This is a genomic window from Nitrospirillum guanabarense (genome assembly GCF_034653355.1).
In the GTDB taxonomy this organism is placed as follows: Bacteria; Pseudomonadota; Alphaproteobacteria; order Azospirillales; family Azospirillaceae; genus Nitrospirillum.
The window spans coordinates 1408410-1421160 of the sequence record NZ_JAYEER010000001.1 but is presented as its reverse complement, the minus strand read 5'-3'; the positions used below and the strand labels follow the sequence as shown (position 1 = coordinate 1421160).

The following is a 12751-nucleotide window of genomic DNA, read 5'->3' as shown; positions in this document are numbered from 1 at the left end:
AACCGGTATCACTTGATCGGGTTCCACATGTCCCTGGGTGACGCGCTCCAACAAAGAACAGCTCCCCGCGTCGTCATCCTGGGCGGCGGGTTCAGCGGGGCCATCGCCGCCCTGCACCTGGCCCGGGCCACGCCCGTTCCGGTGGACATCGACATCGTGGAGCCGCGCCTGCTGTTGGGCGGCGGCGTCGCCTATTCCACCCCCGATCCGCAGCATCGCATCAACGTGCCGGCCGCGCGCATGAGCGCCTTTTCCGCCGACATGGGCCATTTCGACCGCTGGCTGCGCCGTTCCGGCGTGCTGGCCACCGACCCGCAGGCCCTGGTAAAGGGCGGGCACATCTTCTCCGGCCGGCTGGAGTTCGGGCGCTATCTTGACGGGCTGGTGCGGGAACAGGCGGCATCGGACGGGCCCGCCCACATCCGCCATGTGCAGCAGCGCGCCACCGCCATCACCCCCATCCCGCGCGACGCGCCGCCGGGCCAGTCCTTCGGGTATGCCGTGGCGCTGGAGAACGGCGCGCGGCTGGTGGCCGACGTGGTGGTCATCGCCACCAGCCATCCGCCACCAGCCCCACCCCGCAATTTGGCGCGGGCCTTGGGCGACGACCCGCGCCTGATCGCCAACCCTTGGGCGCCCGGCGCGCTGGAGGGGCTGGACACCAACGCCCGGGTGCTGGTGGTGGGCTCCGGCCTGACCATGGCGGACATCCTGGCCACGCTGGACGCCAGCGGCCACAAAGGCCCTGTCACCGTCTTCTCCCGACGCGGGCTGACGCCCCGGGGCCATGCCCTGGACGCGGGCGACCTGGTGGGGGACTTCACCACCCGGCCGGAGGTGACGGCCCTGGCCCTGCTGCGCCGCATCCGCGCCACGGTGACGGCGGCGGATGGAGGGGGCCGGCCGTGGCAGGTGGTGCTGGACGCCGTGCGCCGCGATGCCCGCACCATCTGGCAGGCCCTGCCCCTGAACGAGAAGCGCAAGGTGCTGCGCCACCTGCGCCCCTTCTGGGACGCGCACCGCTACCGCATCGCCCCGCAGCCGGAGGCGACGATCCAGGGGATGGAAGCGCGGGGACAGCTGGAGATCCTGGCGGCCAGCCTGGCCGACATCCGGGCCGACGCCAATGGCGTACATGTCACCCTGCGTCCCCGCCGGGGTGGCCCCGCCCTGACCCGCACGGTGGACGCGGTGGTGGTGGCCACCGGCCCCGCGCACGACCGTCTGATCGACGCCGTGCCGGCCCTGGCCCCGCTGGTATCGGCCGGACGGCTTCATCCCGACGCGCTGGGCCTGGGCATCGCGGTGGACGAGCAGAGCCGCGTCATCGACGTGCGTGGTGTTCCGGATGAGACGCTGTGGGTGGCGGGCCCCCTCGCCCGCGCCACCTTCGGCGAACTGATGGGATTGCCCCAGGTGCTGACCCATGCGGAGGAGGTGGCGCGGGCCGTGGCCCAGCGCCTGCCGGGCCAAGTGGTCCCGGAAAAGCCGAAGGCAGGCATCCGCAGCCGGATGCCTGCCTGATCAGCCTCAGACTTGGATGACGCGGCGCACCTTACGCGTCAGATGACGCGGCGCACCCAGCCGTCCACCAGCGGGGCCAGGCTGCCGCGCTGCATGCCGACCAGACGCTCGCGCAGGTCGGCGGTGGTCGCCCCGCCCTCGCCATTGCCGATGACGAAATCGCCCTCGGCCGTGCGCACGGTGCCGATGGGCGCCAGCACGGCGGCGGTGCCGCAGGCGAAGGCCTCACGCACCCGGCCGGTGGCGGCATCCTCCTTCCACTGCGCCAGGGTATACGGCTGCTCCACCACCGTGTGGCCCAGGCTGCGCGCCAGCTGGATGATGCTGTCGCGGGTGATGCCGGGCAGGATGGTGCCGCTGAGCGGCGGGGTCAGCAGACTGCCGTCGTCGCGGACGAAGAAGACGTTCATGCCGCCCAGCTCCTCGATCCAGCGATGCTCCGCCGCGTCCAGGAACACCACCTGGTCGCAGCCGTGCTTGCTGGCCTCCAGCTGGGCGATCAGGCTGGCGGCGTAGTTGCCGCCGCACTTGGCCGCACCGGTGCCGCCGGGGGCGGCGCGGGTGTAGTTCTCCGGCGCCCAGATGGTGATGGCCTTGGCCCCGCCCTTGAAATAGGCGCCCACCGGGCAGGCGATGACGCAGAAGATGTATTCCGAGGCCGGCCTGACTCCTAAGAAGGCCTCGTTGGCGAACATGAAGGGGCGGATGTACAGGCTGCCGTCCCCGCCGGGGATCCAGGCCTGGTCGATGCGCACCAGCTGCTCCACCGCCTCCAGGAACAGCTCCTCCGGGATCAGCGGCATGGCCATGCGTTCGGCTGAGTCCCGGAAGCGCTTGGCATTGGCGTCGGGCCGGAACAGCGTCACACCGCCGTCCGCCGCGCGATAGGCCTTCATGCCCTCGAAGACTTCCTGGGCGTAGTGCAGCACGGCGGCGGCCGGATCGAGCGCGAACGGTACCCGCGCCGTCACCTTCGCGTCATGCCAGCCCTGGCCTTCCGTCCAGCGGATCGTCACCATGTGGTCGGTGAACACCTTGCCGAAGCCGGGGTTTTCCAGGATGCGGGCCAGGGTGGCGGCATCGGTCGGATTGGAAGTGCGGTCTATCGTGAACGTCATGATCTCAAGCCTTCGTGTCCCCATGCCGGTAGCCTAACCGATCGGCCGGCCGCATACGGTCATGCATTTTTGGTCGCAGGTGGTACGGCGGATTTTCAAAGCTGCCTAGCGGACGGATCAGATCGAAGCTAAATCTGATGCGAAACGCCATTAAAGAACAACGGCGGAGGACGGGATGGGCGAGACATTGCCGATGAGCGGGCCGGCCGGCCCCGTGGGGATGCCGGCCGGCGTGCAGCGCCTGACCATGGGCCTGTGCTTCCTGGCCGCCGCCATCGAGGGGTTCGACCTGCAGTCGGCCGGCGTTGCCGCCCCCCGGCTGGGTCCGGCCTTCCAGCTGAACCCCACGCAGATGAGCCTGGTGTTCAGCGCCGCCATCGCCGGCCTGATCGTGGGCGCCCTGGTGGGCGGCCGCGTCTCCGACCTTAAGGGGCGCAAGGTGGCGCTGATGCTGTCACTGGGCGTCTTCGGCCTGTTCTCCTGCCTCACTGCCCTGACCTGGGATTATCCCAGCCTGCTGGCCGCGCGTTTCCTGACCGGCCTGGGCCTGGGCGGCGCCTTCCCCAACCTGATCGCCATCGCCTCGGAAAGCACGGAGCGGGGCAAGGCCGGGGCCGTCGCCCTCATCTATGCCGGCATGCCGCTGGGCGGGGCGCTGGCCGCCGTCATGGCGCTGCGTGGCGGCCATGGCGACTGGCAGACGGTATTCTGGGTGGGCGGGGTCGCCCCCCTGATGCTGCTGCCGGTCCTGGCCGTGGCCCTGCCCGCGTTCCGCGTCGTGACGGCCGGCGACGCGCCGCGCCAGGGCATCGTGCAGGCCCTGTTCGCGCCAGGACGACGCGTGGACACGGGCGCCCTCTGGCTGGGGTCCTTTTTCGCCCTGCTGGTCCTGTACCTGCTGCTGAACTGGCTGCCCGTGCTGTTGCTGTCCCGGGGCCTGCCCCGCACCCTGGTGCTGGGCGTGCAGATCGTCTTCAACATGGGCGGTGCCTGCGGCTCCGGCATCGCCGGCCAACTTATGGATCGGGTGGACCGCCGCCTGGCCGTGATCGTCATCTTCCTGGCCTTGGCGCTGGCCCTGGCCGGCCTGGCCGGGGCGGAGGCCAACTTCCTCATGGCCGTGGCCGCCGTCGCCGGCGCGGCGGTACTGGCCGCCCAGGCCCTGATCTACGGCCTGGCGCCCAGCTATTACCCGGCGGAAGTGCGCGGCCTGGGCGTGGGGGCGGTGGTGGCCGCCGGCCGCCTGGGTTCCGTCGCCGGGCCCCTGCTGGCCGGCCAGCTGATCGCCAGCGGCAACAGCAGCGCCGACGTGCTGACAGGCATCATCCCGGTGGCGGTGCTGAGCGGAATCGCCACCTTCGTCCTGGTGACCCGCCGGCCCGTTTAGGCGGAAATTCCAGCTTCGCCGTCCAGTTGCATGCGCCGGCCGCGGCGGTGGTCCACCGGTGTCGCCAGGCGCAACAGGTGCCGCTTGTGCTGGACGGAGGCCACGGTGCGGCCCAAGGCCTGCGCGATTTCCCGGTCCCCGTGGCCGGCCGCGTTCATGGCGACCAGTCGGGCCAGGCTCTCCTCATCCCAGGACCGCGCCGGGCCCGCTTTGACGGCACTACGCATATTCTCACCTTAAATGTCTGGAACGGCATACAAAGGCTTAACTCAAAACGCTACAGGGTCATCAGGCGGACTTCGCCCTCTTTCCGGGGCGCCCGGGCGGCGAACAGCAGTTCCCCCTCCTCCACCATGCGCTGGGCGATGGAGCCCTCGACCTGCAGGGCGCTGCGGAAATCGCCCATGCACAGGACGGAAACGGCGGCGGGCAAATCCAGCCGGCCCAGGGCGGTCAGCGCCAGATTGCCGTCCCAGCAGGGCAGCGGCGCCTCGTCATCGATGACGATGAGGAAGTGGCCGGCGCCGCCCTCGCCCCGCATCGGCGACGGAACCAGGAGGTAGATGCGCCAGGGATGCAGGGCATCGACCAGGGCCAGCAGGGCCGCCGCTATCCGCTGCGTGCCGACCCACCGGTCGCCCCATTGCCCGGGCCCAGGCCCATCCGCCGCCGCCATGCCGTCCTCCCTGGGTTGGTCGTCTCCCGTCCCGCGTCGCCGTTGCCTGATGTCGAATGGAAACGCCTACCGTCCCTTGAACTGGGGCGGACGCTTCTCGGCGAACGCGCTCATGCCTTCTTTCTGGTCCTCCAGCGCGAAGGTGGAGTGGAACAGCCGGCGCTCGAACCGCAGGCCTTCGGCCAGCGTCAGCTCGAACGCGCGGTCCACCGCCTCCTTCGCCATCATCACGGCGGGGCGGGAGTAGCCGCAGATCTTCTCCGCCACCTTGATCGCCTCATCCACCAGTTCCGCCGCCGGGATGATGCGCGCCACCAGCCCCGCCCGCTCGGCCTCCACCGCGTCCATCATACGGCCGGTCAGCACCAGTTCCATGGCCTTGGCCTTGCCGATGGCGCGGGTCAGGCGCTGGGTGCCGCCCGCGCCGGGGATGGTGCCGATGGTGATTTCCGGCTGGCCGAACTTGGCGGTGTCGGCCGCCAGCAGGATGTCGGCCATCATGGCCAGTTCACAGCCGCCGCCCAGGGCATAGCCCGCCACCGCCGCGATGGTCGGCTTGCGGCAGGTGGCGAGACGCCCCCATTTCTTGGTGATGAAGTCCCCCAGGTAGGCGTCCATATAGGTCTTGGACTGCATCTCTTTGATGTCGGCACCGGCGGCGAAGGCCTTCTCGCTGCCCGTCACGACGATGGCGCCGATGGAATCGTCCGCTTCCAGGCGGTTCAGCGCATCCTCCAGGTCCGTGACCAGACCGTCGGACAGGGCGTTCAGCGCCTTGGGACGGTTCAGGCGGATCAGGCCCACGGGGCCCCGCGCCTCGACCAGGATGTTCTCGTAGGTGAACTCGGACATGAAGGTCCTCTCCAGGATGATTGCCGCGGGCGTCGTCTCGCCGACGCCGGGTGGGAACTGGCGCCGCGCCGCAGCCCGACCGGTTCCCGCAACCTGCCCGATATCAAGGAAAGGGCAGGCAAATACCGAAGTTCCCGGGATTATTCAGCGATCGGACCGGTCTGACTAGGAAAAGGGGGTGAAGGCTGGAAAGGGGGCTTGCGAAGTTTGTGAAGGAACTGCCGGCGCGCGGCTGCCGCGCCCCAGTGCCGCCCCAGCGTCCAAGCCCGAAAGGTTGCCTGTTACGGGCAATCCTGGAATGATCCGCCGCGACGCGCGGGCCTCGCGGCCCCAAACCGGTACCTATGAACCTGCCGCCGTGACACAAACACCGTGACGACCCAGACTGCAAAGACGCCCGTGGTTCCCGCCCGGGGCGGGGCGCCGGCCCAGGCGGCGCGGCGGATGCGCGATGAGATCCTGGCCCTGCCCGATGGCGCGCCCCTGGGCTCGGAGGAGGAACTCCTGGCCCGCTATGGCCTGAGCCGCCCGACCTTGCGCCAGACCGCCCGCATCCTGGAGCAGGAACAGCTGCTGGTCGTTCGCCGGGGCAACGGCGGCGGCTATTACGGCCGGCGGCCCGACATCGGCGCCGTCACCCAGGCCGCGGCGCTCTACCTGCGCCTGCGCCAGACCACGGTGCGCGATGTGCTGGACGCCTTCCAGCTGGTGAATGTGGAGGCCGCGCACCTGGCTGCCGCGACCGATGCCATGGATGCCCGGCTGGATCTGGCGGAATTCCGCCAGCACCTGATGGACCGCAAGGACGCGACCTACCTGGCAGCCGACGTGGTGCGGGACGAGGTGGCGCTGTACGCCATCCTCATGCGCATGGCGGGCAACCCGGCGCTGGAACTGTTCCACCGCACGCTGTTCGAATTCGGCCAGCGCGACGCCAACCTGCGCGTCTTCCAGGGCCATCCCGACCGCTGCGCCCACTGGCGCACGGGCCGCCTGCGCATCGTGGACGCCATCCTGGCCCGCGACCCGGAGATGGCCGTGCTGCTGGCGCGGCGGCAGAACCGCCTGATGCTGGACTGGGTGTCGCCGGAGGTGGAGCGGGAGTCCATCGCCCCCCGCGACTGAACCAACAAGAAGGGGACGGCCCGTCATTCCGTCCCCGTAACGTTAAAGGGATAACGTCGATGAACGGGCCCGTCTCACGCTTCTATTTCTCCGACCGCCTGCGCCTGCACTATGTCGAGTGGGGCCGGGAGGACAAGCCCACCCTGCTGCTGGTCCACGGCGGCCGCGACCATTGCCGCAGCTGGGATTGGGTGGCGCAGGAGTTGGCGCGCGACTTCCACATCCTGGCGCCCGACCTGCGCGGCCACGGCGACTCCGCCTGGTCGCAAGGGGGCGCCTATACCCTGGCGGAGGTGGTGGCCGACCTGGTGCAGCTGCTGCGCCAGCGCGCCGGCCGCAAGGTCGTGGTCATGGGCCATTCCTACGGCGGGGCGGCGGCCCTGTTCCTGGCCAGCCTGTACCCCGAGCTGGTGGAGCGGCTGGCGGTGGTGGAGGGCACTTGGCCCTGGCAGGAACTGCGGACGCAGAAGCCCCTGGCCGACCGTTTCCGCGACTGGGTGGACAAGGTGCACGAACTGTCGGCCCGGGGCCCCCGCAAATACCAGACACTGGAGGAGGCCGTGGCCCGCATGCAGGCGGAGAACAGTTTCCTGTCGACCGACCAGGCGCATCACCTGACGGTCCACGGCCTGCACCAGAATGAGGACGGCACCTACAGCTGGAAGTTCGACAACTACATCCGCACTGCCTATCCCTTCCGTATCAGCCTGGATGAGCTGCGGGACCTTTGGTCGGCGGTCACCTGCCCCACCTTGCTGATCAACGGCGGGAAAAGCTGGGTGGAGGATCCGGTGGCCAATGGTGCCGCCGCCTTGTTCCCGCAAGGGCGAACAGCCATGATCGCGGACGCCGGTCATTGGCCGCATCACGACCGCCTTGACGAGTTCATGGCGATCACGCGCCCCTTCCTGGCGGGCTGACCCTATCGCGGCCGCAAGCCCTCGACCAGCAGGGCCAAGGCCTCGGCCAGGGCTTGCTCCTGAGCCTCTACCGCCAAGCGCTCGGCGGCGCCTACCAGCATCTTGGCCGCGCGGTGCAGCTCCACCACCGTCAGGTCCGCGCGCACCAGGCCGGCCGCCTGCGCCGAAGCCAGCGGCGGGGCCAGCACGGCGTCCAGCAGCCGGTGTAGCCCCTGGATGAGGGCAGGCCCGTCCTCATCCGCCTCCAAGCTGGCGATCAGGGGGCTGTGCAGCACGGCCTGGCGGGCGATGCGGCACAGGAAGGGATAGAAGGCCGCCGGGTCGCCGCCGGTGCCCGCCCAGTCCTGGGCCGAGGCCGCCAGTTGCCGCTCGAACACCGCCAGGGCCAGCGCGCGCCGGTCGGCGAAGTTGCGGTAAAGGGTGGCGCGGCCCACCCCGGCCTCCGCCGCGATGGCCTCCAGCGCGACATGATAGCCGTGGCACTGGAACAGCGCCGCCGCCGCCGTGATCAGCCGTTCCCGACGGTCCTGCGCATCCCGACGCACGGGGGCCGCTCCTTCCCTGGGGAAATACTTCAACCGAAACGCCGTGGCGCCGTATCCGGTTGCAAGGGCTCAAAAATTTCCCGCCATGACGATTGTCACGGAACATCTGGACAGGCCTGTCCGTTTACTGCGGCCGTTCGCCCCAGCCGCCCCCTACCTGAGCAGGCCTGCCCCATGAGTGATGACGAGACGCCACGCGAGGACCAGCAGCCCCAGGGCGATCGTCATCAGGGCGACGACAAGCGACAGGACGACAAGAAGCGGGACGAGGACGGCCGGGGCAAGGACGGCAAGGAGGAGAAGAAACCCTCCCCCCTCGCCAACCCGCGGGTGCGCATCGGCCTGATCATCGCGGCCGTGGCGGTCGTCGCGGCCCTGATCGCCTGGGGCGTCTACTACTGGACCACCGGCCAATACGAGCAGGAGACCAACGACGCCTATCTGCAAGCCGACATGGTGACCGTCGCGCCCAAGGTGGGCGGTTATGTCGAGCAGGTGCTGATCGAGGACAACCAGTTGGTGGAGCCCGGCCAGCCCCTGGTGAAGATTGATGAGCGGGAGACCAAGGCCCGCCACGACCAGGCCGTGGCCCAGGTGGCCCAGGGCAAGGCCGCCATCGTGGAGTACCAGGCCCAGATCCGCCGGCAGGAGACGGAGATTGTGCGCGCCCAGGCCCAACTGGCCGGCGCCCGCAGCACCGCCCTGTATGCCCAGCGCCAGGTCGACCGCTACACACCGCTCGCCGCCAGCGGCGCCCAGACGGCGGAACAGCTGGACCAGATGCGCCAGACCCGCGACCAGGCCAGGGCCGAGGCCGTCGCCGATGAGGCGCAGGTGGAAAGCGCGCGGCGCCAGATCGACGTGCTGAACGCCCAGATCCAGAGCGCCCAGGCCCAGGTGGAGCAAGCCCAGGCCCAGGTGGACCAGGCGGACGTGGATTTGCGCAGCACTTTGGTGCGCAGCAGCATCAGGGGCCGGGTGGGCGACCGCTCCGTGCGCGTCGGCCAGTACGTGCAGACGGGCACGCGCCTGATGTCCATCGTGCCGCTGGAGGGCGTCTACCTGGTCGCCAACTACAAGGAGACGCAGATCGGCCTGATGCGCATCGGCCAGCCCGCCACCTTCACCGTCGATGCCGTCAGCGGCGGGGAGTTCCACGGCACGGTGGACAGCTTCGCCCCCGGCACCGGCGCCCAGTTCGCCCTGCTGCCGCCGCAAAACGCCACCGGCAACTTCACCAAGATCGTGCAGCGCGTGCCGGTGCGCATCCGCATCGAGGCGGGGCCGGAGGCGCGCAAGGTGCTGGTGCCGGGGCTGTCGGTCATCGTCACCGTCGACACCATTGGCGCCAAGGAGGAGCAGCGCCGTATCAAAGAGGAGGCCAAGCGCACGGAGGAGCGGCGCCAGCGCGAGCATGACGACGCTGTCCAGCGCAATCGGGAGGCGGAGGAGACCAACCAGCCGCAGAACGGGGCCGGGAAATGAGCGCCGCCGCCGCGGCAGCGGCCCCGAAGGGAAATGCGTCGAAGGCCGACAGTGGCGCCTGGCTGGCCGTGGCGGCCGGCACCATCGGCGCCCTGATGGCGACCCTGGACGTCTCCATCGTCAACGCCGCCCTGCCCCTCATCCAGGGCGAGGTGGGCGCCAGCGGCAGCGAGGGCACCTGGATCTCCACCGCCTACCTGGTGGCGGAGATCATCATGATCGCCCTGGCCGGCTGGTTCGTGCGCATGCTGGGCCTGCGCACCTTCCTGCTGATCGTCACCACCGGCTTCGTCCTGTCGTCCATGGCCTGCGGCATCTCCGGCAACCTGGTGCAGATGATCATGGGCCGCGTGGGCCAGGGCATGACGGGTGGCGCCATGATCCCCACCGCCATGACCATCGTCTCCACCCGCCTACCACCCAGCCAGCAACCGGTGGGCATCGCCCTGTTCGGCGCCACCGCCGTGCTGGGCCCCGTGCTGGGGCCCGTCATCGGCGGCTATCTGGCGGAGAACGTCAGTTGGCACTACGCCTTCTTCCTGAACCTGCCCATCGGCCTGGTGCTGCTGGGCCTGCTGATCCTGGGCTTGCCGTCCGAAAAGGGCGATACGGGCCAACTGGCTAACGCCGACTGGCTGGGCATCCTGGGGCTGGCCCTGGGCCTGGGTTGCCTGACCACCCTGCTGGAGGAAGGCCAGCGGGAGCGGTGGTTCGAATCCGACATGATCAACACCCTGACCGGCGTCTCCATCCTCGGCTTCGTGCTGCTGATCGCGGGGCAGTTCGTGGCCCGCCGGCCGGTCATCCGCCTCAGTATCCTGGTCGGCAACCACAGCTTCGCCGCCGTCTTCGCCATGAGCTTGGTGGTGGGCGGTGCGCTGTACGGCCTGCTGTACCTGATCCCGCAGTATCTGGCCAACGTCCAGGGCTACAATCCGGAACAGTCGGGCTACATCGCCATGATCAGCGGCGTGCCCACGCTGATGCTGATGCCCTTCTTCCCCTCGCGGTCCGCCTCATCGACGTGCGCCTGGCGGTCGCCATGGGCCTGGGCTTCTATGGCGTGAGCTGCATGCTGAACAGCCACCTGACACCGGACATCGCCGGGCCGGAGCTGGTGGGGCCGCAACTGCTGCGCGGCGTGGGGCAGTTTTTCTCCATGTTGTTCCTGAACCAGGCGGCGACCGCGTCCGCCGGCAAGGACCATGCCGAGGATGCGTCCTGCCTGTTCAACGCCGCGCGCAACCTGGGCGGTTCCTTCGGCCTGGCCGTCATCTCCACCCTGTTGGACCAACGCGACACCCTGCATATCAACCGCATCGGTGAAAGCGTCACCTACAACTCGCCCGAGGGCCAAGCCTACATCGCCCAGTTGACCCAGGCCTTCGCCAATGGCGACCCGCAGGGTGGGCGGCTGCGCGGCCTGGCGGTGTTCAGCCAGCAGGTGGCCCACCAGGCCAACGTCCTGACCTTCAGCGACCTGTTCTGGCTGTTCGGTATGATCCTGTTCGGCTCCATCCCCCTGGTACTCATGATGCGGCCGCTGCCCAAGGGCGGCGCCCCCGGCGGGGGGCATTGACGATGCGGCGCCCGGCCCTGCTGCCCCTGCTCTCGTTATTGGCTGCCTGCACGGTGGGGCCCGACTACAAGGGCCCGCCTGACGTCGCGCCCACGTCCGAGGCCGCCGGCCAGTTCCACCGGGCCGGCAGCGCGCCGGTGGACATCGCCACCCCGCCGGCGCGCTGGTGGGACGGCATGGGTGATCCGGAGCTGGCACGCCTGGTGGACACGGCACTGGCCGCCAGCCCCACGCTGAAGGCGGCGGAAGCGCGCGTGCTGGAGGCGCGCGCGCTGGTGGCGCAGCAGCGTGCCGCCCTGTTCCCCCAGGGCAACGCCACCGCGCTGGCGGCCAAGGCGCGCATCCCCACCGGGGCCCTGTCCACGGCCGACAACCAGATCAACGCCGCCCTGGCGCGGGAGGCGATCACCAACCCCGGCCTGTTCCCCGGTGGCACACCACCCCATGTCGACATTCCCAACCATGTGACGACGGAGCTGTACAATTTGGGCTTCGACGCGCGCTGGGAACTGGACCTGTTCGGCGGCACGCGGCGGGAGATCGAGGCGGCGGCGGCCCAGACCGACGCGGCCGCCGCCAAGGTTGAGGACGCCCAGGTGCAACTGGCGGCGGAGGTGGGACAGGCCTATGTCGGCCTGCGCGACGCCCAGCACCGGCTGGACCTCACCCGCGCCTCGGCGGCGGCTGAACACCGCATGCTGGACCTGACCGTGGATAAGCGTCGCCTGGGCACGGCCACGGACGCCGACGTGGCCCGCATGGAAACCCAGGTCCGGCAGACCGACGCGCAGATCCCGCCGCTGGAAGGCCAGGTGGAACAGGCCATGGACCAGCTGGCCCTGCTGGTGGGACAGGAGCCCGGCGCCCTGGATGCCGAGCTGGCGCCCATCCGTCCCCTGCCCCTGCCGCCGGCGGTGGTGCCGGTGGCCGACCCCGCCGCCCTGCTGCGGCGCCGGCCGGACATCCGCGCCGCCGAACGCCAGCTGGCCGCCAGCAATGCGCAGATCGGCCAGGCCGTGGCCCAGCTGTTTCCCAGCGTCAGCCTGTTCGGCAGCATCGGCTTCGGTTCCAACAAGGTGGACACGCTGTTCCGCAGCAGCAGCCTCAGCATGATCGGCGCCCCCATGCTGAGCTGGAACGTGCTGGACTGGGGCCGGGTGCGCGCCCAGATCCGCCAGGCTGGCGCCGCCAACCAGGAAAGCCTGGCGCAGTATGAGAACACGGTGCTGCAGGCCCTGCAGGACGCGGAGAGCGGCCTGTCCCGCTACGGCCACCAGCGCGAGGCCGCCTTCCAGCTGGCCGGCGCCCTGGACGTCGCCGCCCGGGCCCAGCGGCTGGTCGACGCCCGCTATCGGGGCGGCACCGCCACGGCGCTGGAGGCGCTGGACGCCGAGCGCCAGCGCCTGACGGTGGAGCAAAGCCTGGCGCAGGCCCAGGCGCAGACCAGCAACGACTACATCGCCCTGCAGAAAAGTCTGGGCCTGGGCTGGCGGCCGGTGGATCCGGCGCAGTTGCCCGACCCGCCGGACTTCTGAGGCGG

13 protein-coding genes are annotated in these 12751 nt (G+C 70.0%); 8 read left to right on the top strand and 5 right to left on the bottom strand.

Going from position 1 to position 12751, the window contains the following annotated elements; translation table 11 throughout:
* Positions 1-27: 27 nt before the first annotated feature.
* Complete coding sequence (locus UAA55_RS05935) at positions 28-1524, top strand: FAD/NAD(P)-binding protein (protein ID WP_322951723.1); 1497 nt, start codon at positions 28-30, stop codon at positions 1522-1524.
* Between the two features lie 38 nt (positions 1525-1562).
* Here UAA55_RS05935 and UAA55_RS05930 read toward each other — a convergent pair whose 3' ends face one another.
* Positions 1563-2642, bottom strand: coding sequence for a branched-chain amino acid aminotransferase (locus UAA55_RS05930; protein ID WP_322951722.1), 1080 nt, complete (start codon positions 2640-2642; stop codon positions 1563-1565).
* 175 nt (positions 2643-2817) lie between these two features.
* On the opposite strand from UAA55_RS05930, the gene mhpT reads away from it, so the two are divergent.
* Positions 2818-4029, top strand: coding sequence for a 3-(3-hydroxy-phenyl)propionate transporter MhpT (mhpT, locus tag UAA55_RS05925; RefSeq protein ID WP_322951721.1), 1212 nt, complete (start codon positions 2818-2820; stop codon positions 4027-4029).
* Here mhpT and UAA55_RS05920 read toward each other — a convergent pair.
* From UAA55_RS05920 to UAA55_RS05910, 3 genes are all read right to left on the bottom strand, one after another.
* Positions 4026-4256: a hypothetical protein gene (locus UAA55_RS05920; protein ID WP_322951720.1), complete on the bottom strand. Its 231-nt coding sequence runs from the start codon at positions 4254-4256 to the stop codon at positions 4026-4028. The genes mhpT and UAA55_RS05920 overlap by 4 nt on opposite strands.
* A 50-nt stretch (positions 4257-4306) precedes the next feature.
* Complete coding sequence (locus UAA55_RS05915; protein WP_322951719.1) at positions 4307-4705, bottom strand: hypothetical protein; 399 nt, start codon at positions 4703-4705, stop codon at positions 4307-4309.
* Positions 4706-4771: 66 nt separating this feature from the next.
* A complete protein-coding gene (locus tag UAA55_RS05910; RefSeq protein ID WP_322951718.1) occupies positions 4772-5557 on the bottom strand; it encodes an enoyl-CoA hydratase in 786 nt (261 codons plus the stop codon).
* Positions 5558-5929: 372 nt separating this feature from the next.
* On the opposite strand from UAA55_RS05910, the gene UAA55_RS05905 reads away from it, so the two are divergent.
* Positions 5930-6682 (top strand): FadR/GntR family transcriptional regulator, encoded by a 753-nt coding sequence (locus UAA55_RS05905; RefSeq protein WP_322951717.1) that lies wholly within the window; start codon positions 5930-5932, stop codon positions 6680-6682.
* A 59-nt stretch (positions 6683-6741) separates the two neighbouring features.
* Positions 6742-7602 carry an alpha/beta fold hydrolase gene (locus UAA55_RS05900; protein WP_322951716.1) on the top strand — a complete coding sequence of 287 codons (861 nt, stop codon included), beginning with the start codon at positions 6742-6744 and terminating at the stop codon, positions 7600-7602.
* A gap of 2 nt (positions 7603-7604) precedes the next feature.
* Here UAA55_RS05900 and UAA55_RS05895 read toward each other — a convergent pair whose 3' ends face one another.
* Positions 7605-8147 carry a TetR/AcrR family transcriptional regulator gene (locus UAA55_RS05895; RefSeq protein ID WP_322951715.1) on the bottom strand — a complete coding sequence of 181 codons (543 nt, stop codon included), beginning with the start codon at positions 8145-8147 and terminating at the stop codon, positions 7605-7607.
* A gap of 174 nt (positions 8148-8321) precedes the next feature.
* Between UAA55_RS05895 and UAA55_RS05890 the strand changes: the two genes are divergently transcribed.
* Genes UAA55_RS05890 through UAA55_RS05875 form a run of 4 tightly spaced genes read left to right on the top strand, consistent with a single transcriptional unit; the run spans position 8322 to position 12746 of the window.
* Positions 8322-9632, top strand: a complete 1311-nt coding sequence (locus UAA55_RS05890; protein WP_322951714.1) for an HlyD family secretion protein — start codon at positions 8322-8324, stop codon at positions 9630-9632.
* Positions 9629-10699, top strand: a complete 1071-nt coding sequence (locus tag UAA55_RS05885) for a DHA2 family efflux MFS transporter permease subunit (protein WP_322951713.1) — start codon at positions 9629-9631, stop codon at positions 10697-10699. Before UAA55_RS05890 ends, UAA55_RS05885 begins: the two co-directional genes overlap by 4 nt.
* Positions 10675-11211: an MFS transporter gene (locus tag UAA55_RS05880; RefSeq protein WP_322951712.1), complete on the top strand. Its 537-nt coding sequence runs from the start codon at positions 10675-10677 to the stop codon at positions 11209-11211. The genes UAA55_RS05885 and UAA55_RS05880 overlap by 25 nt, the downstream gene beginning before the upstream one ends.
* Before the next feature lie 2 nt (positions 11212-11213).
* The gene (locus UAA55_RS05875) at positions 11214-12746 is read left to right on the top strand and encodes an efflux transporter outer membrane subunit (RefSeq protein WP_322951711.1); all 1533 of its coding nucleotides are present in this window, start codon (positions 11214-11216) and stop codon (positions 12744-12746) included.
* Positions 12747-12751: the final 5 nt, after the last annotated feature.